This window comes from Microcoleus sp. FACHB-SPT15, assembly GCF_014849525.1.
GTDB classification, from domain to species: Bacteria; Cyanobacteriota; Cyanobacteriia; order Cyanobacteriales; family Coleofasciculaceae; genus Symplocastrum; species Symplocastrum torsivum.
This window is the reverse complement of sequence record NZ_JACJNU010000062.1, coordinates 424,174-446,825: the sequence shown is the minus strand read 5'-3', so window position 1 is coordinate 446,825 and position 22,652 is coordinate 424,174. Positions and strand designations below refer to the sequence as shown.

Sequence of the window (22,652 nt, the reverse complement as noted above, 5' to 3'; positions counted from 1 at the left end):
TGGTTGCCCTTACAACTATAGGTACCCAATCCGCTTCACAACGCGATCGCAGGACGATTTGTACTCCAAGGTTTAGCCGCTTCTATCTGTGCCGCTAGGGCAATAATTGTCGCTTCAGCCGCTGGACGTCCCACAAGTTGAACACCCACGGGTAAACCATTCGTATCAAAACCTGTAGGAATTGCGATCGCAGGTAATCCCGATGCATTAAAGGGTGGACAGGGCGCAATCCAACTAATAATTTTCTGCAACGTCTCTTCGGGATTCAAATCAGCCCACTCGCCAACGCGAATCGTTGGAAACATATAGGTTGGCAGCACCAAAACATCATAGGCTTCAAAGAACATCACAACCCGTCGTGCAACAATCTGCATTTGGGAAACAGCTTGCAGATATTCTCCCGCCGAACCCGATTGCTCAACAATCCAACGATTCATTGGAGAGAGTGCCTCCTTCGGAATCCCTACTGCTGCCACACCCGCTTGCCAAATCTTGATAAACGGTTCAATTAAACCTGTAAAATCCGGGCAACCCGCCTCAACAATATGCCCCATTCCTTCCAACTGTTGTACCGTTTCCTGCACAGCTTGTTGACATACCATTTGTGCCTCACCAATTGGGGGAAGTGACGTTGCAAAAGCAATCCGCAACTGTCCTGGCGGTTGACGTGCTGCCTCGATGAATGAATTCTGTGGGGCAAGCAACCAGTAAGGGTCACCTGTAACATAACCCGACATCACATCCAGCAGTGCAGCAGCATCCGCCACAGTACGTGCAATTGGCCCATTCGTGGAAATGCCACTTTGATAATCACCCACAGGCGCCCAAGTTACCCGACCCCGTGAGGGTTTAATCCCCACCAATCCACAGCAGAACGCTGGCCCCCGAATTGAACCCCCAGCATCAGAACCTTGAGCAATTGGCGATAACCCAGCCGCTACTGCCGCAGCCGCACCACCACTTGACCCTGCAGCGGTATACTCAAGATTCCAAGGATTGCGAGTTGGTGGAAACCCAGGTGCCTCACTGTAAGGCAATGAACCCAGTTCTGAGGTTGCAGTTTTACCGAGAATCGTAAACCCTGCCCGCTTCATTCGCATCACCACCCCATCATCGTAGGCAGCGATTTTATCCTTCAAAACGTTTACGCCATAAGTGCAGTGAATCCCTTCAACAGCGTTGAGGTCTTTAATCGCAATTGGTACACCAAAAAAGGGTGGCAAGTCTGAATTACTCTTACTCAGTTGCTCAGTCTTAGCTTTTGCATCAGCGATCGCTTGCTCAGCGGCTACGGTAAAATAACTACCTACCTTGGAATCTAGGCGTTGAATGCGCTCCAGATAAAGCTCTACTAGTTCCAAAGGTGACACTTCGCCTTGACGGATAAGCTGTGCTTGTTCTAAAGCAGGAGCAAACGCTAAATCAATCTTATTCATGATTTTCTAAAGTTGGAGAAAACAGCTAGGGCTGACTAGTCGAGTGCCTTTAACAACGTTGCAGTTTGCAGTGATTGTGACACTTATCAGGCGATCGCTCAACCTTCAAAAGGGCGAAATGATAGATTGGGAATCTCTAAAGCCCAGCAATAGTCTACTATCTCAAAAATTCTCCAGTAGCCGGAACCCTTGTTTTATCAATGGTGACCCGCGTACCATTTGAATAATAGTAAGTTGTGGAACCATCCCCATTTCTTATAGTCACGTTCGGGAAAACCACTTCACCTTGTGGTGTGGTAATCGAACCGGATGATCTAACACGCGAACCATAGGGATAAGAACGGTTAGTGCCATACCGATTTTGCACACCTGGATTTATTCGCTCAATCGGGTCGTTTAAGAGAGTCCGATTCGGGCTTGGATTGTTTCTACTGAAGGGTTCATTCTGGGAATAAGCAGGCAAGGCGATTATAGTAGTAAAGCCCAATACTCCTAGCCAACCTGCCAGGATTCTGATGTAAGCCAGCATATTGATTAAACAACTGATTTCTAGATCTTTAGCCTAATTTCGTCAGCATTAAGAAACACCACTCCATTGGGTGAGCTACCAGAAACATTCCTGTTTAGATCCATACTAGTAGGGTGCGTAGTGATGCACCCTACTACAACTAAGATTAGTTGTTTGTTATTCGTTGTTTGTATTTTTTACAACGCATTAATAAAATCCAATAAATGATGAGCTAGCTGTAATTTGCTACAAGGTGAAATCTCTACTTGGCGTCCTTGGTTATCGAGAAAGATCGCTTGATTGGTATCGCTGCCAAAACCTGCATCTGGTTGGTCAATGGGATTAGCCGCGATCGCATCTAATTTCTTCTCTTTCAACTTCTGCAATGCTGGCTTGACAATATCACCAGTCTGTGCGGCAAACCCAATCAAACGTTGATGGGGCTGCTTGCGCTGTCCCAACTCTGCCACAATATCCGGCACAGGTTCTAAGGGTAAGGACGTCGGGAGTAATTTCTTCGGTAACTTCTCGGTAGCGTATTCTGCTGGTTTTATATCTGCCACCGCTGCCGCCATTACAATCAGATCAGCATCTGGAAAGCATCCGAGCATCGCCTGTTGCATTTGGGCAGCACTCACTACGGGAATGGCTCTAACACCCTCTGGGACTTCCCAAGTAGCTGGTGCGTGAACTAGCGTTACATTGGCTCCCCGATGCATCGCTGCTTGTGCCAAAGCCAGCCCCATTTTGCCCGTAGACGGATTACCAATAAAGCGTACAGGATCGAGATATTCCCGTGTTCCTCCTGTACTGATGAGGACTCGCTTACCCACTAAATCTTGCTTACCACCCGTGTGCAACAACGATTCAACCGCTGCCAGAATCTCTGCGGGTTCTGCCATACGTCCCGAACCAACGCGATCGCACGCTAATAATCCTGCACCAGGCCCAACACTGTGATATCTTTGCTCACTCAACAATTGTTGCCAATTTCGCTGCACTGATAGCTGTTCCCACATTTGGGTATTCATCGCTGGTGCTAGCAGTATCGGGCATTCAGAAGCTAACACTGTATTCGTCAGCAAGTTATCCGCCAAACCGTGTGCTAGCTTTCCCAGCGTGTTAGCTGTTAGCGGTGCAATGACAAAGACTTCCGCCCATTCTCCCAACTCAATATGCACAGGGCGATCATGAATCGGTTGCCAAAAGCCCTCATCGGTATACGCTGGATGACGTGAGAGCGTTGTTACCGTTAGGGGAGTAATAAACTCTTGAGAGGCTTCGGTAAGAATTGCCCTAACCTTTGCTCCCGCCTTAAACAAAGTAGAAACAACCTCACAAACTTTATAGGCGGCGATGCCGCCGCCTATACCAATTAAAACTCGTCTACCACGAAGTATCTGCATAGATATTAGTAGGAGTAAAGAGCTAAGCGATATTGGCGGCAAGAGGCAAGACTTCAATCGCTAATCTGTCATGAGGTTCTCAGCTCACAACTTATCACTCTTCAACTCATTACTTTACTTACGCTTCGTCGTAGCCTTCCAAGTCGAGTAAATAGAGATATGGTTCGGCTAACTCTGGACGTTGAAACGCCAGCGCCCGGAGTAGATGCCAATCATCCAGCCCTTCAAAGGCACTAGCATAATCATCCCGCTCTAAACGTGCAGCGAGTTCTGCAACGTCATCTACTGTGAGAGCCGAAATTTCACGCCGGGAAATGGTTAAAGTTGCCATCGCTAACGCCTCCCTTAACTAGCATCTATGTGAAACGCTGTACAGATTTAACAGCCGTTTTTATATTATCGTCATTTTCTTGCAGGACTATGTTTAAATACTACAAAGTATTATGTAAAGTAATGATGAGGTTTTGATTTTAACGTTGAGTTATTCACTAATGGATGAAAAACAAAAAACTCATTCTTCTCAACTCTTAACCACTAGTCAGAGATTCACCAGGATAAACTCTCGGATTATTTCTAAAACATCTGGTAGTATCTCATGCCCCATCTCAAATTCTTTGTATTGCATGGGTGTTCCTAGACCCATTAAGTGATCCCTTACTCTTTGCGCTGCACTTAGGGGCACAACATTATCGTGTTTACCATGCACAATTAAGACTGACGGCAATGGTGGCTCAAGTTCTTGAGGTGTCCGATGGAGATAACCGCTCAGGCAGACTAATCCTGCTAGTGGTAAGGTTAAGCCGACATCTAAGGTCATGGCTCCACCTTGAGAAAAGCCACATAAAATTGTCGATGCCAGAGGAATGTCTGTTAGATTCTCCAAAGATTGAAGCCATTCTGTTAGCATTTCCTGACTTTGGGTTAATCCCTTGTAGTCTTCCCGCTCAAGGTCATACCACATCCTGCCCTCTGGAACTTGAGGGTGAAGAAATGGCGCATTAGGAAGTAAGAACTGATAATTGGGCAAGTTTAGGACTGACGCCAGAGATGCCACGTCTTGGGCATTGGCACCCCAACCGTGCAAAATCACGATTAACCCAGCAGGTACCTGACCTGTTTCTGGGGGAATTGAAATAAAGTCGAGAGACAGGGCCTTACTCCAGAAGAATGCAACTCACCGATCAATATATTTTTGAAGCTGTCATTCTAACAGGATAATGTGGTAATTGTGCAAGAAAATCACCAATCAGAGATATCCTTGAAACTGTCGTTGTTCAGAATCAAATGGCGATCGCGATCAAAAGTAATTGCTCCTTCACTGCGTAGCTTGCTCAACAGTCGTGTCACTGTCACTCGTGTCGTTCCAATCGCATTCGCTAGGTTCTGATGGGTTAGCCGCACTCCTAAACGAGTCCCTTCCTCCACAGGTTGACCAATTTCCCGCTTCATCAGCATCAGCAGATGTTGCAAACGGTCTTCCACTCGGCGTTGACCGGATATCGCTAGGAGTGCCTCTGTCTGACGCATCCGGCGAACCAACTGTGGTAATATTACTTGCGCTAGTCGTGGGGAAGCATTCACTTCAGCTAAAGAAAACCAAGTGAGATGGACATCAGACAGTGCTGTTGCCTGATAGCTTTGTAGCAAGGAAAACCAATGACCAAAGAACGTTGAAGGTTCTGCCCAACCTAACCATATTTCCTCTCCATTCTGGCAAAGTGTAGTTAGCCGCACTAAGCCCTGGCAGACTTGCCATATACCTTGAGATACTAAAGGGATTTCTTCCCCTTTGGCATAAAAATGCAAGCGGCGTCCTTCATTCGGTTCGCGTTGATCGATTTCGAGAATTGCTCTGGAAGCTTGGGGCATGAGGTGCAACATTTTCCAGTTTTTCAACTACTGGCTTAGATAGCCAGCCTCAATGTAAGCTACTCAGGTAAAGACTCGGTAATCACGAGATTAAGTGATTAATATTACAAAAATCTTGTTAGGTGAGTTGAAAGACTATTCGGAAGGGCTTGTAGGCTATGGGTTGGACGGATTGAGCTTTTCTTCCCATAGCCTTTAGTCTTTTCCGAGCAGGTAAAAATTATTCCTCAACACCGCCTGAAGTGTCACTGACTGTTGTTGAAACAGGTTGCAGCACTGCCAGATGAAAGTCTTTCCTTACTTGAGGATTGAGATAGCGCTGTTGCAAACGCTGCCACTCCTGCCATGCTTGGTAACGAGCTTCGGTTAGCTGAGCAGCAAGTGTTGGCAGTTGAACGGTAATCTCTGAATTGAGGGCATCAGCAAGAAAACCTGCCAAGACGAAACTGTCTTGAATATCCCCTAAAATCCTTTGGATTTCTTTGATGTCGTTAAGATAGTCCTGGTATGCGGAGCTGTAGAAGTCGGTAAATAGCTCCATCTGATAGCGTACTCGCTTGGCTTGCTTACGCAGATCATGAACCAGATCTCCGTGAGTGTTTAAAAGTTGCACCACACTGTCTGAGTTAATACCGCGGGGAATTTCTATCTCTCCAGCTTCGAGTTTGACCCCAACTAGCCAAGCTGGACTGAGAAAGAATTTACTCACTGAGGGGAGTAGCAAATCTGGCAAGATTTCGTAGATTGAAATTTCAGCCAACTCTCCGTAATTCGGTTCCTCTAGCCAGTCTTTGAAGGCTCGCTTCAGTTTCGGATAGGGTTGCTCTTTGAGGGTACTCTGAACTTGCTCAAGGGACTTTTGACGCTGCTTTTCTAGCGTCGATAAAACTTTCTTGAGAGTGCCTTGTTCTTGCGTTGGTAGTGCTGGAAGGTAATGATTTTTGAGAGCATCTTGCAGTACGTCGAGGTCTCTTAGTTCGCCCAGTCGTCTGGCAACTTTGGCAATTTTGTTCTCTTGGGCAGCTTTCGGCAACTCTAGGGCGGGTGCGAAACCTGTTACGGCTGTACGCAAACGCCGCATCCCCACGCGCATCTGGTGTAAAGCTTCTGGGTCTTTATCTTTGAGAACGTCGCTTTCGTGTTTGTTCGTTTTCTGGAAGTGTTTTTGTAGTGCCAGATAAGCCCAATCACCAAAGGTTTTTGGGTCTGAGTTTTTAGTTTTTGTCATTTGAGCAGATGCTGGCTTTTAATGGTGAATTTGAATTAAAAGCCTATTTAATGAGGAATTATAGGCTAATCCTTTACTATACTATGTTTTTGACTCAATGCTTGTAGTAGAAATTACTTAATACCAAGGTGGTTGTGTGATGTCTAACGGACGAGAAACCCATAGATCATAGCGGGTTGATGTTTCGCCCGTATGGAGATGCTTGACAAAAGGCTTACCGGTCCAGATTTGGCAGCTACAAACAGGTTTCGGCTCTTGCATTTCAAATCCACCGTTGGTAGTGGCTAGTTTGAAGAATTCAATATGCCAATGCGCGGGTTCAACGGCGATATGACCAAGATCTGTCTTATCTTTCGCTGAATTGGAATGCCGATTATCGCGCTTGATGGCGGTGGGCAAAAAGTCGATATCAAGTAAATAAGACTCAAATCCCTGCTGACGGGCAAAGGCTAGGACTTCCTGCCAGTCATGAACAGGCAGACGATCGCCTTGGCGGTGGCAGTGTTGGCTAAAGCAGTATCCTCCAAATAGCCAGACGAGTTTTTCTAAGATGCTTTCGAGGCGATCGCGATCGCGTTTCATCAGTTCGGCATCTTCGGGGAGGAGAAGGCGATCGGGTACGCACCACCAATACTCCCAAGACACCTCGTGATCTAAGGGTATGGTTCGCTTAACGACACCAGGAATGCGATCGCGTCGTTGAATCTCTCGCACTTCCTCAGCATTTTGGGTATCAGGAATCGGCAATTCTAGATTTTGCTCTAGAGGATGTTTAGGTGCGATCGTGATTTCATCAGGAATAAAAGAGTCAAAGTCAATCATCAATCATCCTCTCAAGTCTTTGGTGCCGACAGCTTGCTCATTGCTTACCATAAAAGGTTGAAAATAGTAACTCTCGCTTGCCTAGTTTGCCACGCAACCATTATCTTTAAAGGATAAGTTTTTTAGACGCACTAACTACACCGAACACAATCCTTCTGTATGATGCCGAGCCAAGACTTGGGAGCAGCAGAGTCCATCGGGGCAATTAATACAAGAGACTTTTCCAGCCTAATGCCGAGACCTGGCTGGAATTGGAGCCGTCCTACAAAAGATAGATTTTTGTAGCGGTTGCTACAGCAGGAATGTAGTGAACTCAAGTAGCAAATAGCCATTATTTACTGCTTCCGCTTCACAGAAATCGTGTAGTAGTGCAGTTTTAGGGGAGGTGACATAGGCTGAGCTGTCAAAAAAAGCTTTCTGCGTTTGACAAACATCATGGATATCATGAATCGCGGCTCCACTAAGAGTTGCCATTACTATCGCAGGCTTGAAACACTCAGTCTTGGTACAACTCGTAGGTTAATCAGGAAACGACCTTTAGTTAGCGAGGCTGTTCTAAAGGGAAGGCAAAGGTTTCAGATTGACGACTTGCTTCACAAAACGTCCCTTGTTTCCTTTTATTGACATCACATTGTTTCCATCACTTTTCCCCTTTTAACTGTAGAGCCATCAGCCAATCGTGATGATTCTTGGTTAAACCAATCAAGAGTTTACCCTTGGCTCACTACCGCCTTCAATTAGAAGGGATTGATCAATCGTACTCATTTCCAAAAAACTATTAGCTAACCCCTGCCACATGAACTTTCTTTTTATCCCAAGTTGCAGTCTAGTGCAGCATTTGACGCGGAGCTTTCCGCTTTTGGTTCCCCGTGTCTTGGCATCAAATATCACAACAGAATGCAACTGGGTATTAGAAATTCATGGCGAGCCTGGGGCTGATTAACAGCCAATAAAATCAGGCAATTTTTATGAAAGCCAGTGAATTTTCAAGTGAAGATGTACTTTTGAGTCGGCATGAGACAGGAGAAAAAAATTTCTCCTGTGCCAACCTCATTGGAGCCGATTTAAGTGAAGTCAATCTCAATCGAGTCAATTTAACTTCAGCCCGTTTGAAGGGAGCAGATTTAACAAAGGCTAAACTCATTAGAGCAAATCTTAGCAATGCAGATTTGCGGTTTGCCAATCTTAAGGGCGCTCAATTGATTGAGACAACTCTTTCACGAGCTGACCTGACGAAAGCAATACTCAGTGAAGCCGATTTGAGTGGAGCGATTCTTTCTGGAGCGATTCTCTGTGGAGCAGACTTGAGGGCAGCTACCTTAATTGGCACTAGTCTGGTTGCAACTAGACTCAAAGGCGCAAAACTGACAAAAGCAAACTTGACTGGGGCAACACTCAGTCGAACGATTCTTGTGCAAGCCGACTTAAGAAAGGCAACGCTGAGTCGAGCGATTCTTAGTGAAGCTGACTTAAGTGGGGCAAACTTGAGTGGAGCGAGTTTGATGCGAACCTATTTGCATCGAGTGGACTTGCGGGGAGCCAATCTGGAAGATGCCGACTTGAGTGAAGCTGACCTTAAGGGCGCAAACCTAAGTGGGGCCAATCTGAGTGGGGTTGACCTACGAGGTGCAGACTTAAGGGAAACTAATTTGAGTGGTGCTGACCTCAGTGGGGCTGATTTGCAAGGCGCTAATCTGAGTCTAGCGAGTCTCAAGGGACTACTCCTAAAGAAAGCGAATCTCCGGGGGGCAGAACTGAGCAAGGCAAACTTGCACAAAGCCAACCTCTATAAAGCGAATCTCTCAGGGGCAAATCTGCTTGAAGCTAATTTGCGTGATGCTAACCTGAGTCATGCAAATCTGCTACGAGCGGGTTTGCTGCTAACTTATTTGACGGGAGCTAACCTCAGTGGCGCAAATCTCAGTGGTGCTAACTTAATCGGTGCAAATCTCAGTGAAGCCAATTTGAGTGATGCGGCTTTGGAAGGGGCAATTATGCCCAACGGTACAACCTATAGTTAAACGGCTTCGATTCCCGTTTTCTAGCCCCCAATCAACACTATATCGGTGTTTGTTGGGGGTTAATGTTTGCTACATATCTAAGGGAAAAATTTTCTATCAACTCAAATGCCCACACAGATGAGCCAAGGTTTTAGGAAATTGGTACTACCCCTGATTTTCGGGCTGCACTCCAAGAATTAACAGCATCGCCTCCCTGTTCTTTTGCCTGATGCAGTGCTTGTTCAGCCGCAGTAATTAGCATCTTTGGAGAATACTCATAGCTAGGAATAATGCTAGCTACTCCGAAACTCGTGGTGAGATATTGGCTAGCTGAAGGATTTGTTGGAATTTGTAATGCTTTCACTCCCTGACGAATTTCTTCTGCTACTTGGACAGCCCCTTCAGCTTTTGTCTGCGGCAGAATGATAATGAATTCCTCAAAACCATAACGTGCGACTAAGTCCGCAGGATGCCTAGCGGCTTTGAGAATCATTTGGGCAACTTTCTGTAAACATCTATCACTAGCTTGGTGACCGTAGGTATCGTTATAAACGTTAAAAAAGTCGAGGTCACAAAGAACTACAGATAAAGGTGCTTGCTCCTGCGCCATACGTTGCCACTCTTGCTCAAGATAAGCTTCAAAACAACGACGCTTTGCAACCTGAGTCAGGCAATCCAAGAAAGTTAGATGCTGCAACTCTCTACTCACTTCAAAGGAACAATTTAGTTCTGTACTTTGCTGCCATCCGCCTAAAGGTGGATGATATTCAGGAAGAAATTGACTATTCCAATGTTGTGAAGACGCTTGAGTTTCTGAAATATTTTCTATGTCTGGCATCTCTTGGTGACATTGGCTACAAAACCAGTAGGTTCTCTTGTAGGAGACATGACGAAGTAAAGGGTGGGAACAGCAAGGGCATAAATGTCTATTCATAGTAGTTTTTATCACGTTCTCTGAAGATCTAGAATGGATGTGTCAGATTTGTTGACTTAGTAACCTTATTTATCTACTTATATTTTCCTTGTTTTTTATAACAATAAGGATGTAGTTATTAGAATATTTATTGATAAGTATTAACTTGCTTCGGAATTAGGTCAATAGATGCAAAACCTCAAAGAAAGAGTCTGTTGCATTATTTGGCGATCGCTTTTCTGTCGGCAAGAATTTTTATCAACTCCAGAGGGGTGCCTACTCTAGCCATAGCGTAGCTAGATCGGCTAGGGTTTTTAATCGAGGGTAAACTGAGTCCTGCGCTCAAAACTTCAATCAGACGAGTTTGCCCTGATTTAATCGACGATGCTCAACAACCCATGCCGAACGCCGTAAAACACCCGATCAATTAGTGTCCGCTCTTGTTCATTCAGTGTTTCATCACTGAGTAAGGCAAATCTCAACAGTTGCTGATCGGTGTATGTAATTCTACGATGCATTAAAATTTGGGCAACGAGTTCCTCAATACTAACTTTGGTAGAACGAAATTTTTGTGGAAATACTTGAGCTGACATAGTATTTTCCAAAGTAAGTTTTTTCTACTCTTAATATGAGGTCTTCCTGAAGATGATTCTGTGATCCCAAAGTGGCAATAAAAGTGACACGAAGCCAACTTTATCTGTGATGTATGTCACGACAACAGACAGTATGTAAAGAAATTTGACCAAAAATCGAGGTAGGAAGAGTCGTAGTTATAATTAATCCCGCTTAACTACTTAAAATCATCACTCTGTGGCAAAAAAGAATGAGCAAAAATTGCTGCTTGAGTGCGATCGCGTAAATTCAACCGAGTCAAAATATTCGTTACGTGATTTTTGACCGTTCCTTCAGAAATATATAAAGACTGAGCAATTTCCCGATTACTCGCTCCCTTGGCAATTAGCTGCAAAACATCCTGTTCTCTAGGTGTCAAGTCATCCAAACCTGGTGGTGGTACTGGCGAGGCAGTTGGCACTTTTGCAATAATTTTCTCAACTAATCCCGGTGCTAGCTGAGTGTAACCCTTATGAATCGCTCGAATTGCAGCAGCTAACTCTTCTGAGGGTGTGTCTTTGAGCAAATATCCCATCGCCCCATGACGTAACGCGGCGGCTACATATTCATCATCATCAAACGTCGTTAGCACTAAAATTTTTGTCCCTGCAAACCGTTTTGTAATCTCTCGTGTTGCGGCTACCCCATCCATAACAGGCATCCGAACATCCATTAGCACGACATCCGGTAGACGAGAAGTAGCTTGTAATGTCTCAATTAGTTGAATAGCCGTTTGCCCATTTTCCGCTTCTCCCACGACTTGCAAATCTGTCTCTAATTCCAACAAGGCTTTTAATCCTTGACGGATGAGACTTTGATCATCAACTAACAATATGTGAATCATTGCAGCACACGGGGTAAAGGAATCGTAGCTGTAATGCAGCAACCCGCATCGGGTGCGGCATCAATTTTAAATTGACCTCCTAAAGCTAGAGTGCGATCGCGCATACTTTGGAGTCCAAACCCTGTGGTATTTTCGTCTAAATTAAACCCTTTGCCATTGTCCTGAACCGTTAGCTGCAAATCAGTCGGTGTTGCCTCTAGCCGAATTTTCACTTGGGTTGCCTGACTGTATTTAGAGATATTAGTCAGTGCTTCCTGCACAATTCGGTAAACCGCTGTTGTCACTTCGGTAGGGAGGGGACGTCCCAAGAGCATAATAAAAGCGGGTGAGATGCCAGTTGAGGAATGAAACTCTTCGGTTAGGGAAGCGATCGCTTCTTCAAAAGAATTGCCTTGCAATGGGTTAGAACGCATTGCCGAAACAGATTGACGAACATCTTGCAGTGCCGTTGAGCCTAATTTCTTCGCTTGTACCAAAAATTTAGTTGCTTTAGCAGGGTCAACTGACCATAGTTTTAGAGCAGTTTCTAACTGAAGATTCAACGCTGTCAGGGAATGTCCTAGAGAGTCATGAATATCACGAGCAATGCGATTGCGCTCTTGCAGCGTTGCTTGGTCTTCAATGCGTAGTGCATACTCCCTAAGTTGCTCATTAGCACTTACAAGTTTTTCTCGACTCTGGCGCTCAGTCAGTAGAGCATTCATTAATAGCAGCACAAAGGCTAAACTTAAGCCGAATAAAAGTGCATAGCTCAAGAGAAAAAAACGCAATCGATTTTGCAGAACGGGGCGTGCAGGGAAGTTTTGAAACCAGCGTAACAGTGTTAATAAAAATAAAGAAAATGATAAACTTGTAACGACTAAACGCCCTGGCAATTGAAAGATTAAACAACTGCGAATGACAAGCACAATGTAAGGGAATGGAAAGAGCCGCATTCCTCCTGCAAATGTGGTTACTGAAATTAAAAGGATTTCCAGGCAAGTGTATAGTAGCTTGGAAATCTGCTTCCCTGTCGGTAGTCTCAAACCAATTGCCCCATAGGCGGCAATACTTAAAAATGTTAACAGTGGCAACCGAGGAATTCTACGAAACGGGTAAGGTGAAACTTCAGAGAGAGCAGCAACAGCCAGTAGTATCCACTCTAGATAGAGCAGAAACGGAAATGGATGGTTGTGGATTTGTATAGGTCGGCTCATCAGGAACTCTTCGGTTTTATTTAGGATAAAAATTTCAGCTAATAATTGTTTGATGGTTAATCGTTTAACTCTATAAGGAGGTAAATCTAGGGTCGTGGACAACATTAGACTAATGGGTTGTCTTTTAACCCATGACTATAGTCATGATGTAGAACATGACTTTTTGGGCATGTGGTCTGACGGTTGAAATTTCTATGATGATGACATCGAACAAAGGCTCTTACAGGAGATTACAGATGAAACTCAAATTAATGCCTATGTTAGTTGGTGGAGCCGCTGCACTCGCCCTTGTTGCTACTCCCTTCGTTCTCAAAGCCGATGCCAACACTTCTGAGCAACCCTTACTAGCGCAAGCACAACGTCAAGGTCAAGGTCGGTATGCAGGACTAGACCTTACCCAGGAACAACAAGACAAAATTGCTCAAATTCGGCGGGAGAAGCGATCGCAAATTGAAGCACTCCTCACACCAGAGCAACAGGAGCAACTAAAAACCCTCAGACAGAACAACCGACAGCAGCAACGAGAAGCATCCCGAGCCGCTCGCGAGGCAGTGAATCTCTCTGACACTCAGATAGCTCAAATGCGAGAGATCAGAAAGTCTGCAAGAACCGAGATTCAAGCTATTCTAACTCCACAACAACAGGAACAGTTGCAGCAAAACATCCAAGAGCGGCGTCAGCAGCGAAACAGTAACACTAATTAATCTGTCATGCATTTAAGAAAGTGATACGCACTCATGGGACAAAGGTTAAAGGGAAACCAGCCTTTCCCTTTTCCCCTACTCTTGATCTCTACTACATTTGAACGCAACTTGGTATTAGTTCTATTTACAGGCTCAGATCGCTTGTATAGCTGTCGCCATAAATGTTAGGACATTAGCAGGAGTTTGCGTTCCTGAGCTAGAGCCGATTTGACCAAAAGCTGACCGCTGAAAGCTGACTGCTGATTGCTATAGCATAGGTTGAAGCAGTAGATGAAAATGAGATTGAAAGTCTGTAATGAAAAAAGCATTGTGGTCGAGTCTGTTGATTTTGTTGTTGCCACTGGTAGCTTGTTCGCCGCAACCAAGGGAAACTTCAACAACAGGTAAAACCGAAGCAAAACCCCTAGTTATGGGTGCGATTCCAGACCAAGACCCACAAAAGTTGCAGCGACAATACGAAAAGCTAGCAAGCTATCTGGAGAAGGAACTGGGTGTCCCAGTGGAATATAAGCCAGTAACTGACTATGCCGCAGCCGTGACTGCCTTTAAAGTTGGCGATTTGCAGTTGGTTTGGTTTGGGGGATTAACGGGTGTTCAGGCACGGTTACAAGTGCCAGGTGCAGACGCGATCGCACAGCGGGATGTCGATGAGCAATTCCACAGCCTCTTCATTGCTAACAAGCAAAGTGGGCTAACCCCAATTAAAGATACTACCGAACTCCAGCAGCTTAAAGATCGTACCTTTACCTTTGGCAGTGAGTCTTCCACTTCTGGGCGTCTAATGCCGCAATACTTCCTGGAACAAGCTGGTGTCAAACTGGAAGACTTCAAAGGTCAACCCGGCTTTTCTGGCGATCATGATAAGACAATCAAACTGGTTGAAGCTGGCACCTACGAAGTGGGGGCTGTGAATGAAAAAGTTTGGCAGAAGCGAGTTGCTACCAAAGAAGTAGACCTAAGTAAAGTGGATGTGATTTGGCGATCACCTGCCTATTACGATTACCATTGGGTAATTAATCCAGATGTCACAGATTCATACGGAAAGTATTTTATCAAGAAAGTGCAGGATGCTTTTTTGAAACTAGACCCTAGTGTGCCAGAACACAAGGAAATTCTCGATCTGTTTGAGGCGAAGAAGTTTATTACCACTCAAAATTCCAACTATACTCAAATTGAAGAGATTGGGCGAAAAATTGGCAAGATTAAGTAATTGCTAATCTGAGAGTGTTAAATGGAGACAAGCTTCAAACGAGCAGAGATGTCTGATATAGAAATCCTGATGGAGTTCATCCGGGAGTTCTGTGAGGTCGATCAGCATCCATTTGATGACTCTAGTATTCGTGTTGCCTTGGAAAAGATTGTGCGCGATGACTCTCTAGGGAGAGTGTGGTTAGTCCAACACAATAGCCAAGCAATCGGATATATTGTCCTAACGTTTGGCTATAGTTTGGAATACCGAGGGCGTGAAGCCGTTATTGATGAAATCTACATCCGCGAGAGTTATCAAGGGCAAGGAATAGGCAAAAGAGCTATAGAGTTTGTAGAAGAAGTTTCTCCCTCTCTCGAAATAAAAGTCCTTCATTTAGAAGTTGAGCGGGAAAATACCGCCGCCCAAAACTTTTATCGGAAGGTGGGTTTTGAAGCTCAGGATAGCTATTTGATGACCAAATGGATAGCAACCTGAGTGGTGAAATGAACTCAAGTTTACCCATCTTTGAACTGAAAAACGTTACACAACAATTTGGGAGTTTTCAGTCGTTAGTTGATATAAATTTGCAAATTCAAGCAGGCGATCGCGTTGCACTGGTTGGTTCTAGTGGGGCAGGGAAAAGCACCCTGATTAGTTTGCTCAACGGTACACTATTACCAACACAGGGCGAAGTTTGGGTACTCGGTCGCAACCTTGCTCAGCTTCGCCCAAAGGTGCTGCGCCAAGTCCAACGGCAGATTGGGACAGTTTACCAGCAATTTCATTTAGTCGATAATTTGCGGGTGATTCACAATGTGAATGCTGGACACCTCGGTCGTTGGTCGTTTCTGAAAGCTGCTGCCTCACTCATGGTTCCAATGGATGTTGAAACGGCTTTCAAAGCGTTGGCACAGGTTGGAATTCCCGAAAAGCTGTATGAGCGCACTGATAAGCTTTCTGGTGGTCAACAGCAACGAGTTGCGATCGCGCGTGTCCTTGTCCAAAATCCTACAGCTATCCTTGCTGATGAACCGATATCCAGCCTCGATCCAGAACGCAGCCGTGAGATTATGGACATATTGCGCCAACTAAGTCAGGACACAGGCAAGACGTTGGTTACCAGCCTTCACGCGATCGAGTTTGCTCGTAGCCATTACCAACGCATTATCGGTCTGCGACAGGGACGCATTTTGTTTAATACACCTGCTGAAGCCCTGTCAGACTCGATGATTGAAGAGTTATATCATCTTTCGAGATAAAACTAAACTCACCGTTACGGCTTTCCTGATGTGCTTTCTGAGTCCAACTATCATTAGACAAAGGCTCATCAGAAATTTTGGGATAAAACGGATGAGGAGGTTCCTGGGCAAATAAGGCAGAACCTTGGTCATGGGATTTAACCAAGCTGACTAGCCAAGGCAAAAAGTCTAGAATCTCCTCCGGGAGAAGGGTTAACTCAAAGTGCCAATCCTGATTAAGTCCTTGATGGTCTCTTCTCCACTTCGTAGCTGTAGCCACACCGCCACCTTTATTAAGAGATAACCGAAGAATAAAAGGACGCTCAGGGATTAATTGATCAGGTGCAGTGTGAACATAAATACGCAAATAATTCAGTCGTTGCTGGTCATCTATCCAAGATGCCATTGGAGGATTACCAGTGGATGAACTACCGTTAGTAACGTTCACTGGTACTTCCATCGCTGCGGCAAATAGAGAGTAGAACTCACGCCTTAGCTGAGAGATAATGCGTATCGCTTCTGGAGTCATGGTTACTGGACCTTTTGGAAAAACATATGCTAAGTGACTCTTTTTATAACTACTGAAGAGCTTGAGCCAAATAGCCTTTCATCTCGTTTACCATTTAGAGCGGGAATGTCTCTTAGATTGCTTGTGCCTTGCAATTAGTTTGCGCTTGCGTTTTTCAAGAGGCGTTTCAAAGTGGCGATGCTTCCTCATGTCGGGAAAAATTCCTGCTCTAGAAACTTGTCGCTTAAATCGACGAAGAGCTGACTCAATTCCTTCATTTTCGCCAAGAATTACTTGGGTCATCTGTTTTCCTCCATTGTCTTAGTTAGTAGCGTTTTTTGTACTGAGTAATCCAGTAAGCCGGTGTATAAAAAAGGACAGACTCGGAGCCTGCCCTTTAGACCTCAGAGCTAAATTTTTAGTCTCAAGACTCTTAGTTGTAGTTGCGCCGAGACGTTCTATTGTTGTTGCCCCAGTTACCACCGCCACCACCAGATGGTTTTCTATCTTCGCGAGGCTTAGCCTTATTTACCTTCAGATCACGCCCCATCCATTCAGCACCATCAAGTGCCTCAATTGCAGCCGCTTCTTCTGCCTCTGATGCCATTTCGACAAATGCAAAACCTCGGACTCTCCCAGTTTCGCGGTCTGTGGGTAGTTGAACCCGACTCACAGTTCCGTACTCTGCAAAGACCTGGCTGAGATCTTCTTGGCTGACCTCATAGGAGAGGTTCCCGACGTAAATTGACATAAATGTCTCCAAATCAGAGGGTGTAGAGAACTAGATTCGGAGAGAGGCTTGTCAATGCTAAAGAGCAAACTACGCAGCCGAATTTAAGCTTCCCTGGACATATTAACACACCAAGGAGAGGTAGGGTGGGAGAAAGAAGGCATAGGAGCTATAGGCTAGATCGATGGACGTGAGCGAGTGTTTTTGGATGTGATATGAGACGAAATCTAAATCATCTATCATATCCTCTCCCTCATCGCCCCTCACTCCTCAACGTTAGAAGCTTGTGGAGCTTAGTATTAGTAGCCTCTCTTGTCTGGTCATTGCACACAGCAGGTTTATTTCAGGGGGATTTGATTAACCAAGGGGGCTGGACACTTGTCCTACGTTTTCTTGCTGCGGCTATTCATCCTGAACTGAGTGCAGAATTACTGAAGCTGACACTGGAGGCATCCCTCAAGACACTCGCTTACGCTGTGTGTGGTACAGCTTTGAGTGTACTTATCGGTTTGGTCGGTGGTGTTCTCTCGTCTGAGGTGTGGTGGCAGTCTGTCTTAGCTGTGAGTCGGGGCACGACATATCGCACTCCTACTTATTGGTTGGTGGTACGAGCCGTTTTAGCAATTCCTAGAGCAATTCATGAACTGATTTGGGCATTGTTTTTCGTCAACATCTTTGGACTTGACCCACTTGTCGCAATTTTAGCGATCGCAATTCCCTTTGGTGCCATCACTGCCAAAGTCTTCTCAGAGATTTTAGATGAAACACCTCGCCAAGCCTTACTCGCACACCTCAACAGCGGCGTTCCACCGCTCAATGCCTTTATCTACAGCCTAATTCCGCAAGCCTTTCTCAATCTCCTCTCCTACAGTTTCTATCGGTTTGAGTGTTCCATTCGTTCAGCCGCCGTTCTTGGCATCATCGGTGCGGGTGGACTCGGTTATGAACTTTTCCTCAGCCTCCAGTCTCTACGCTATGAGCAGATGTGGACGTTTTTGATTGCTCTAATTCTATTAAGTGGCATCACTGATTTCTGGAGTGCGATGCTGCGCCGCCGTTTAGGGGCACCTAGTCGCCTAGATTTGAATGTCCTCAATCTTCAAGAACGCAAAAACCCAGTTTCCCAAACTGATCCAGTCGTAAAGGGTTCATTTTTGGGTGGCATTGTTTTAATTCTCTTCTCCTTCTGGTATGTTCAAGCTGACTATTCCAAGCTTTGGGCATCACGAACCGCCCAACTGTTAGCGGGAGTCGTTCAGGATGCGTTTCCACCGGATGGTAGCCAGCTAAGCCAACTGTTCACCTTGTCATTGCAGACGTTGGCAATGTCTATTCTGGCAATGGCAGTAGCAGGCTTAGGGGGCATCTTGCTTTCTTTTCCTGCCGCAAGTAACTTCCTTTTACCAGGAGGAATTTTTGACCGTGGCAAATCTGCCCAACCCTCCTTTTTCAGGGGAGATCTAAATCGCTGGTGGGGAACCAGTGTTTTGGTATGTACCCGATTCCTACTGCTTTTTGTTCGTGCGGTTCCTGAACCAATTTGGGCGTTAATCTTCCTATTTGTCTTATTTCCAGGAATTCTACCCGGAGCGATCGCACTCGGTTTGCACAATCTAGGCATTCTAGGGCGTCTGATGGCGGAAGTGACGGAAAATTTAGATGAACGCCCAATGCGATCGCTTAAAGCCTTAGGTGCAACAAGTCCTCAAGTCTTCCTGTACAGCGTCTTACCCCTCACCTTGCCTCGCTTTATTGCGTACATTCTCTATCGTTGGGAAGTCTGCATCCGCGCTACCGTAATTGTTGGCTTAGTGGGGGCTGGAGGATTAGGTCGTCTACTGACAGAGCAACTAAGTAGCTTTGACTACAAAGGACTGCTAACAACTTTAATCGTTTTTATTGCCCTTACCTTCCTCGTAGACCTAATCAGTGCCTCAGTGCGACGGACATTAAGGTAGTAGTAACAAGCCTGTCCTCACTTCGACAAAGCAGAAAATCTCGATTTTAATAGAGCAGTTGAGAGATTTTTGAGGATAATCCCTAGATGCGAGTACTAAAAAGTTTTTTTTATAGACTCCGAAGACGTAGAAAAGACTGGGTTATCTGGCTTGTTTTTACTGGCGCGATCGCTTTCTTGTTTGCGGTTATCCTCAACCCTCAAAAGCTTCCCATAAGCATTGCAACTAACGAAACAGCTACAAAAACTCGCGTTGTAGTGATGACAGATATTGGAGATGACGCTGATGATCAGCAATCAATGATTCGCTTTCTCAGCTATGCTAACGAATTTGACATTGAAGGGATTACAGTTACACCTCTCTACAGACCCGGAAGACCTAACAGTGTTGCCGCTAGTATGGCAATTATGGAAAGCTTGCTAAATGCTTATGGAACTGTTCATAGCAATTTAATTTTACATAGTTCAGACTTTCCTACAAAGGCTTATCTAGAAAGCGTGACCAAGACGGGAAATCACGGATTGAAGTTTTATACCTATGGTTACGAATCAAATATTGGGGATTGGATTGGGGAAGGAAATACACCATCGGGACCGGAGTGGGTCGCACAACCTAAGGACTCAGAGGCTTCCAATCTAATTGTTTCAAGTTTGGAAAAAAATGACCCTCGCCCAATTTGGTTTCTAGCTTGGGGAGGAACTTATCCGCTTGCACAAGCCCTTTATCGAATTGAACATTCCGGGCATAGCAAAACGGAGATTGCGGCAATGAAAAGTAAGATAAGACTTTATGACATCGACAAACAAGATACAACGTTCCCTAATTATATTCAAACGAATCACAAGGATATTAAAATCATTGCCAGTGGTATAACTTTCAACCAAATTCATACCCCTAATGAACCCGATCACAACTACAAAGATAGTAATTGGGTAGAGACAAACATCCGTAATAATCACGGAGAATTAGGTGCTAAATACCCAAACTATACAGGCGATGTAGTCGGAGTAAAAGAGGGGGATAGCCCAACATTCTTGCACCTAATCCCTAATGGCTTGAATGACTCAGAAAGACCGGATTGGGGGAGTTGGGGAGGGCGATACCAGCTAAATACAGCAAATGGCTCTCAATGGTATGAAGATATTACAGACCCTTCAGGTCTTGATATGTGGGGTCGGCGGATAGAAAGCTCAATTCCTCAATGGCGCAAGCAATTTCAAAACGATTTTGCAGCTCGAATGGATTGGCAGACCAAGAGTTATGCTGAAGCTAATCATAATCCTATCGCTGCTTTCAATGGTGAGCTTTCTAAAAATGTTATTCTCCAAAATATCTCACCGGGTCAGACAGTAACCTTGAGTGCTACTGGCTCTAGCGATCCTGATGGAGATTCACTGTCTTACAATTGGTTTCAATACAAGAAACCAGGAACTTACAGCGGCAATCTTGAAGTTAGTAATTCAAACTCTAGTAAGGCAAGCTTTGTTGCGCCGAATGCTGTAGGGCAAACTATCCATATCCTTCTTGAAGTTCAAGATAATGGAAACCCATCGTTAGTAAGCTATCGAAGGATTGTCTATACCATCAGATGAGTCGGCTGCTTCATAATCATTTACAAACTGTCTTTAGGAAGTTGTTCTTAATAAAAAATGAGGCGTAGCTTGCTCTACTGAAGCAGATTGTAAAACTTTGGAGTTAATTTGATAAAGTTTTCAATAATTTTCTTCCGGAATCAGTAACAGCTAGTTTGTAGGTTGCAGTGTTCCTACAGGAAGTTTAACAAGGCGGATAAATAATTTTTTAAAGCCAACATTCTCACTTAAATCGAGAGTTTGGTTACAAGAAGCTGTTTATCCAAAGTCTTTTTTCTGTAAAAAACACTTAAACACTAACTTACAAAATAAGGCAACAAACATGGTTAGATTTCATGGCTTTAGCCCTCGTACAGGGGAGAATTGCCCTCCTGGTCAATTTGCTCAAACCGGAAAGTTTGGCAGGATGTTTCCAGAACTTCGTGCCTTGACTCCCTCCTTGGACGCTTTGGAGGACTTGGGAGACGCGATGAATGATGCAAACCCTGAGTCTCCAAAGGGTGACAATAAAAACGTCCCAGCCGGGTACACCTACCTCGGTCAATTCATCGATCATGACATCACATTCGACACTACAGCTCTACAAGAAATCATTGTTGACCCGTTGGCGGTGAGAAACTTTCGCACGCCGATGCTCGACCTAGATAGTCTCTATGGAAGTGGTCCGAGTGTACAACCCTATCTCTATCAACTCTCTGACCCGGAACTGTTTTTGATTGGGAACACAAACGAACAGCCTTCAGGAGGAGACCCCAATGTTCCCACAAAACTTCCTAACGACCTCCCGCGTGCCCAAAGTGGTCTAGCAATTATTGGTGACCCACGCAATGACGAAAACTTGATAGTTGCACAACTTCACTTAGCTTTTCTCAAGTTTCACAACAAGATAGTTGCAGGAATTCGGGATGGTAGCATCCAACAAGAATCTCCTATTCGCAAGTCAGCGTTTGAAGAAGCCAGAGACTTGGTAATTTGGCATTATCAGTGGATTGTACTTCATGACTTTTTGCGCCGCATTCTGGATAATGAGCAACTAGACCAAGTTCTAAATGGAGGTAGACGCTTTTACAAATTTGAGAAAGAGCCGTTTATTCCGATTGAGTTTTCTGTAGCGGCTTATCGCCTCGGTCATAGTATGATTCGTGCGATTTATGACTACAACCGAGTTTTTACACCTCGTCCTGGTGGAGTCGTACCTGCTTCGTTGGAACTACTATTTAATTTCACTGCCAAATCAGGCCCACAAGGCGAGTTTACCAGTGTTCCCATTCCTAGTGACTGGATTATTGATTGGAGAAGATTTTTTGAAATAGACCCTAAGGTGCCAGTTGGGTTCAGTCGTGAACTAGACCCGTTCCTGGTTGACCCACTGAAGAATTTGCCGAATGTTCCAAAACCAAATTCACTGGCTGTCAGGAACTTGCAACGTGGTCGCAGTGTTGGCTTGCCATCCGGTCAAAGTATCGCGAAGTTCATGGGATTCAAGCCGTTGGCTAAGTCAAAGATTGCTCAAGGTCCCGATGGAAAGGTTGCTAAGAAGCATAAGTTTGATATTGAATCACCGCTCTGGTACTACATCCTTAAGGAAGCACAAATTCAAGGTCAAGGAAAGCGTTTAGGACAAGTGGGAAGCCGGATTGTAGCTGAGGTTTTTGTTGGTTTACTGCAAGCAGATAGCAGTTCATTCTTGGCGCGGAATCCAGATTGGAAGCCAACACTGCCTGCTGAGAAAGCCGGAACATTTACGATGGCAGATTTGCTGAGATTTGTGGATGACATTAATCCCATTGGCTAAGCCACTACCACTTTACTTGTGATGATTGAAAAAGGGTTACGAGCATCTACTGTAGGGAGGTACAACTGTACCCCCTACCATGAAATGTGGTGAATGCCAGTGAA

Annotated in this window: 23 protein-coding genes; 8 read left to right on the top strand and 15 right to left on the bottom strand. The window is 44.9% G+C overall.

Annotated elements, in window-relative coordinates:
* Window positions 1-35 precede the first annotated feature (35 nt).
* From H6F98_RS26395 to H6F98_RS26360, 8 genes are all read right to left on the bottom strand, one after another.
* Window positions 36-1,436 (bottom strand): amidase, encoded by a 1,401-nt coding sequence (locus tag H6F98_RS26395; protein WP_192221674.1) that lies wholly within the window; start codon window positions 1,434-1,436, stop codon window positions 36-38.
* Window positions 1,437-1,593: 157 nt separating this feature from the next.
* A complete protein-coding gene (locus H6F98_RS26390; RefSeq protein WP_192221673.1) occupies window positions 1,594-1,965 on the bottom strand; it encodes a hypothetical protein in 372 nt (123 codons plus the stop codon).
* Window positions 1,966-2,141: 176 nt separating this feature from the next.
* A complete protein-coding gene (gene coaBC, locus H6F98_RS26385; RefSeq protein WP_192221672.1) occupies window positions 2,142-3,350 on the bottom strand; it encodes a bifunctional phosphopantothenoylcysteine decarboxylase/phosphopantothenate--cysteine ligase CoaBC in 1,209 nt (402 codons plus the stop codon).
* A gap of 118 nt (window positions 3,351-3,468) precedes the next feature.
* Window positions 3,469-3,681, bottom strand: a complete 213-nt coding sequence (locus H6F98_RS26380; protein WP_192221671.1) for a DUF2555 domain-containing protein — start codon at window positions 3,679-3,681, stop codon at window positions 3,469-3,471.
* Between the two features lie 207 nt (window positions 3,682-3,888).
* Entirely contained in the window at window positions 3,889-4,500 is a 612-nt protein-coding gene (locus H6F98_RS26375) for an alpha/beta hydrolase (RefSeq protein WP_192221802.1), read from the bottom strand.
* Window positions 4,501-4,589: 89 nt separating this feature from the next.
* On the bottom strand, window positions 4,590-5,219 hold the full coding sequence (locus tag H6F98_RS26370) for a Crp/Fnr family transcriptional regulator (RefSeq protein ID WP_192221670.1): 630 nt from the start codon (window positions 5,217-5,219) through the stop codon (window positions 4,590-4,592).
* 220 nt (window positions 5,220-5,439) lie between these two features.
* Window positions 5,440-6,447 carry a CHAD domain-containing protein gene (locus H6F98_RS26365; protein ID WP_192221669.1) on the bottom strand — a complete coding sequence of 336 codons (1,008 nt, stop codon included), beginning with the start codon at window positions 6,445-6,447 and terminating at the stop codon, window positions 5,440-5,442.
* A 117-nt stretch (window positions 6,448-6,564) separates the two neighbouring features.
* A complete protein-coding gene (locus H6F98_RS26360; RefSeq protein ID WP_192221668.1) occupies window positions 6,565-7,269 on the bottom strand; it encodes a hypothetical protein in 705 nt (234 codons plus the stop codon).
* Window positions 7,270-8,237: 968 nt separating this feature from the next.
* Between H6F98_RS26360 and H6F98_RS26355 the strand changes: the two genes are divergently transcribed.
* Window positions 8,238-9,290, top strand: coding sequence for a pentapeptide repeat-containing protein (locus tag H6F98_RS26355; protein ID WP_192221667.1), 1,053 nt, complete (start codon window positions 8,238-8,240; stop codon window positions 9,288-9,290).
* Between the two features lie 130 nt (window positions 9,291-9,420).
* Here the strand turns inward: H6F98_RS26355 and H6F98_RS26350 are convergent, their stop codons facing one another.
* The 4 genes from H6F98_RS26350 to H6F98_RS26335 form a co-directional block, all read right to left on the bottom strand.
* On the bottom strand, window positions 9,421-10,107 hold the full coding sequence (locus H6F98_RS26350; RefSeq protein WP_242058703.1) for a diguanylate cyclase: 687 nt from the start codon (window positions 10,105-10,107) through the stop codon (window positions 9,421-9,423).
* 449 nt (window positions 10,108-10,556) lie between these two features.
* Window positions 10,557-10,775 (bottom strand): hypothetical protein, encoded by a 219-nt coding sequence (locus H6F98_RS26345; protein WP_192221665.1) that lies wholly within the window; start codon window positions 10,773-10,775, stop codon window positions 10,557-10,559.
* A 197-nt stretch (window positions 10,776-10,972) separates the two neighbouring features.
* Window positions 10,973-11,638 carry a response regulator transcription factor gene (locus H6F98_RS26340; RefSeq protein ID WP_192221664.1) on the bottom strand — a complete coding sequence of 222 codons (666 nt, stop codon included), beginning with the start codon at window positions 11,636-11,638 and terminating at the stop codon, window positions 10,973-10,975.
* Window positions 11,635-12,834, bottom strand: coding sequence for a sensor histidine kinase (locus H6F98_RS26335; protein WP_192221663.1), 1,200 nt, complete (start codon window positions 12,832-12,834; stop codon window positions 11,635-11,637). Before H6F98_RS26335 ends, H6F98_RS26340 begins: the two co-directional genes overlap by 4 nt.
* A gap of 236 nt (window positions 12,835-13,070) precedes the next feature.
* Here H6F98_RS26335 and H6F98_RS26330 point away from each other — a divergent pair, with 236 nt between their 5' ends.
* The 4 genes from H6F98_RS26330 (at window position 13,071) to H6F98_RS26315 (ending at window position 15,986) form a co-directional block, all read left to right on the top strand.
* Window positions 13,071-13,538 (top strand): Spy/CpxP family protein refolding chaperone, encoded by a 468-nt coding sequence (locus H6F98_RS26330; RefSeq protein ID WP_192221662.1) that lies wholly within the window; start codon window positions 13,071-13,073, stop codon window positions 13,536-13,538.
* Between the two features lie 295 nt (window positions 13,539-13,833).
* On the top strand, window positions 13,834-14,748 hold the full coding sequence (locus tag H6F98_RS26325) for a putative selenate ABC transporter substrate-binding protein (RefSeq protein ID WP_192221661.1): 915 nt from the start codon (window positions 13,834-13,836) through the stop codon (window positions 14,746-14,748).
* A 21-nt stretch (window positions 14,749-14,769) separates the two neighbouring features.
* Complete coding sequence (locus H6F98_RS26320) at window positions 14,770-15,222, top strand: N-acetyltransferase (RefSeq protein ID WP_192221660.1); 453 nt, start codon at window positions 14,770-14,772, stop codon at window positions 15,220-15,222.
* A gap of 8 nt (window positions 15,223-15,230) precedes the next feature.
* Entirely contained in the window at window positions 15,231-15,986 is a 756-nt protein-coding gene (locus H6F98_RS26315; RefSeq protein ID WP_192221659.1) for a phosphonate ABC transporter ATP-binding protein, read from the top strand.
* On the opposite strand, the gene H6F98_RS26310 is transcribed toward H6F98_RS26315, so the two are convergent.
* From H6F98_RS26310 to H6F98_RS26300, 3 genes are all read right to left on the bottom strand, one after another.
* A complete protein-coding gene (locus H6F98_RS26310) occupies window positions 15,922-16,494 on the bottom strand; it encodes a hypothetical protein (RefSeq protein ID WP_242058702.1) in 573 nt (190 codons plus the stop codon). The genes H6F98_RS26315 and H6F98_RS26310 overlap by 65 nt on opposite strands.
* An 87-nt stretch (window positions 16,495-16,581) precedes the next feature.
* Complete coding sequence (gene rpsU, locus H6F98_RS26305) at window positions 16,582-16,776, bottom strand: 30S ribosomal protein S21 (RefSeq protein ID WP_192221658.1); 195 nt, start codon at window positions 16,774-16,776, stop codon at window positions 16,582-16,584.
* 130 nt (window positions 16,777-16,906) lie between these two features.
* On the bottom strand, window positions 16,907-17,224 hold the full coding sequence (locus H6F98_RS26300) for an RNA-binding protein (RefSeq protein ID WP_192221657.1): 318 nt from the start codon (window positions 17,222-17,224) through the stop codon (window positions 16,907-16,909).
* A gap of 194 nt (window positions 17,225-17,418) precedes the next feature.
* Between H6F98_RS26300 and H6F98_RS26295 the strand changes: the two genes are divergently transcribed.
* The 3 genes from H6F98_RS26295 (at window position 17,419) to H6F98_RS26285 (ending at window position 22,548) form a co-directional block, all read left to right on the top strand.
* Complete coding sequence (locus H6F98_RS26295) at window positions 17,419-19,161, top strand: ABC transporter permease (RefSeq protein WP_192221656.1); 1,743 nt, start codon at window positions 17,419-17,421, stop codon at window positions 19,159-19,161.
* An 86-nt stretch (window positions 19,162-19,247) separates the two neighbouring features.
* The gene (locus H6F98_RS26290) at window positions 19,248-20,753 is read left to right on the top strand and encodes a nucleoside hydrolase-like domain-containing protein (RefSeq protein ID WP_192221655.1); all 1,506 of its coding nucleotides are present in this window, start codon (window positions 19,248-19,250) and stop codon (window positions 20,751-20,753) included.
* A gap of 322 nt (window positions 20,754-21,075) precedes the next feature.
* On the top strand, window positions 21,076-22,548 hold the full coding sequence (locus H6F98_RS26285) for a heme peroxidase family protein (protein ID WP_192221654.1): 1,473 nt from the start codon (window positions 21,076-21,078) through the stop codon (window positions 22,546-22,548).
* Window positions 22,549-22,652 lie beyond the last annotated feature (104 nt).

Bases quoted from the DNA above. Each gene is read 5' to 3' on its own strand.
- H6F98_RS26395 (WP_192221674.1), bottom strand. From the start codon at position 1,436: ATGAATAAGATTGATTTAGCGTTTGCTCCTGCTTTAGAACAAGCACAG.
- H6F98_RS26390 (WP_192221673.1), bottom strand. From the start codon at position 1,965: ATGCTGGCTTACATCAGAATCCTGGCAGGTTGGCTAGGAGTATTGGGC.
- coaBC (WP_192221672.1), bottom strand. From the start codon at position 3,350: ATGCAGATACTTCGTGGTAGACGAGTTTTAATTGGTATAGGCGGCGGC.
- H6F98_RS26380 (WP_192221671.1), bottom strand. From the start codon at position 3,681: ATGGCAACTTTAACCATTTCCCGGCGTGAAATTTCGGCTCTCACAGTA.
- H6F98_RS26370 (WP_192221670.1), bottom strand. From the start codon at position 5,219: ATGCCCCAAGCTTCCAGAGCAATTCTCGAAATCGATCAACGCGAACCG.
- H6F98_RS26365 (WP_192221669.1), bottom strand. From the start codon at position 6,447: ATGACAAAAACTAAAAACTCAGACCCAAAAACCTTTGGTGATTGGGCT.
- H6F98_RS26360 (WP_192221668.1), bottom strand. From the start codon at position 7,269: ATGATTGACTTTGACTCTTTTATTCCTGATGAAATCACGATCGCACCT.
- H6F98_RS26355 (WP_192221667.1), top strand. From the start codon at position 8,238: ATGAAAGCCAGTGAATTTTCAAGTGAAGATGTACTTTTGAGTCGGCAT.
- H6F98_RS26350 (WP_242058703.1), bottom strand. From the start codon at position 10,107: ATGCCAGACATAGAAAATATTTCAGAAACTCAAGCGTCTTCACAACAT.
- H6F98_RS26345 (WP_192221665.1), bottom strand. From the start codon at position 10,775: ATGTCAGCTCAAGTATTTCCACAAAAATTTCGTTCTACCAAAGTTAGT.
- H6F98_RS26340 (WP_192221664.1), bottom strand. From the start codon at position 11,638: ATGATTCACATATTGTTAGTTGATGATCAAAGTCTCATCCGTCAAGGA.
- H6F98_RS26335 (WP_192221663.1), bottom strand. From the start codon at position 12,834: ATGAGCCGACCTATACAAATCCACAACCATCCATTTCCGTTTCTGCTC.
- H6F98_RS26330 (WP_192221662.1), top strand. From the start codon at position 13,071: ATGAAACTCAAATTAATGCCTATGTTAGTTGGTGGAGCCGCTGCACTC.
- H6F98_RS26325 (WP_192221661.1), top strand. From the start codon at position 13,834: ATGAAAAAAGCATTGTGGTCGAGTCTGTTGATTTTGTTGTTGCCACTG.
- H6F98_RS26320 (WP_192221660.1), top strand. From the start codon at position 14,770: ATGGAGACAAGCTTCAAACGAGCAGAGATGTCTGATATAGAAATCCTG.
- H6F98_RS26315 (WP_192221659.1), top strand. From the start codon at position 15,231: ATGAACTCAAGTTTACCCATCTTTGAACTGAAAAACGTTACACAACAA.
- H6F98_RS26310 (WP_242058702.1), bottom strand. From the start codon at position 16,494: ATGACTCCAGAAGCGATACGCATTATCTCTCAGCTAAGGCGTGAGTTC.
- rpsU (WP_192221658.1), bottom strand. From the start codon at position 16,776: ATGACCCAAGTAATTCTTGGCGAAAATGAAGGAATTGAGTCAGCTCTT.
- H6F98_RS26300 (WP_192221657.1), bottom strand. From the start codon at position 17,224: ATGTCAATTTACGTCGGGAACCTCTCCTATGAGGTCAGCCAAGAAGAT.
- H6F98_RS26295 (WP_192221656.1), top strand. From the start codon at position 17,419: ATGAGACGAAATCTAAATCATCTATCATATCCTCTCCCTCATCGCCCC.
- H6F98_RS26290 (WP_192221655.1), top strand. From the start codon at position 19,248: ATGCGAGTACTAAAAAGTTTTTTTTATAGACTCCGAAGACGTAGAAAA.
- H6F98_RS26285 (WP_192221654.1), top strand. From the start codon at position 21,076: ATGGTTAGATTTCATGGCTTTAGCCCTCGTACAGGGGAGAATTGCCCT.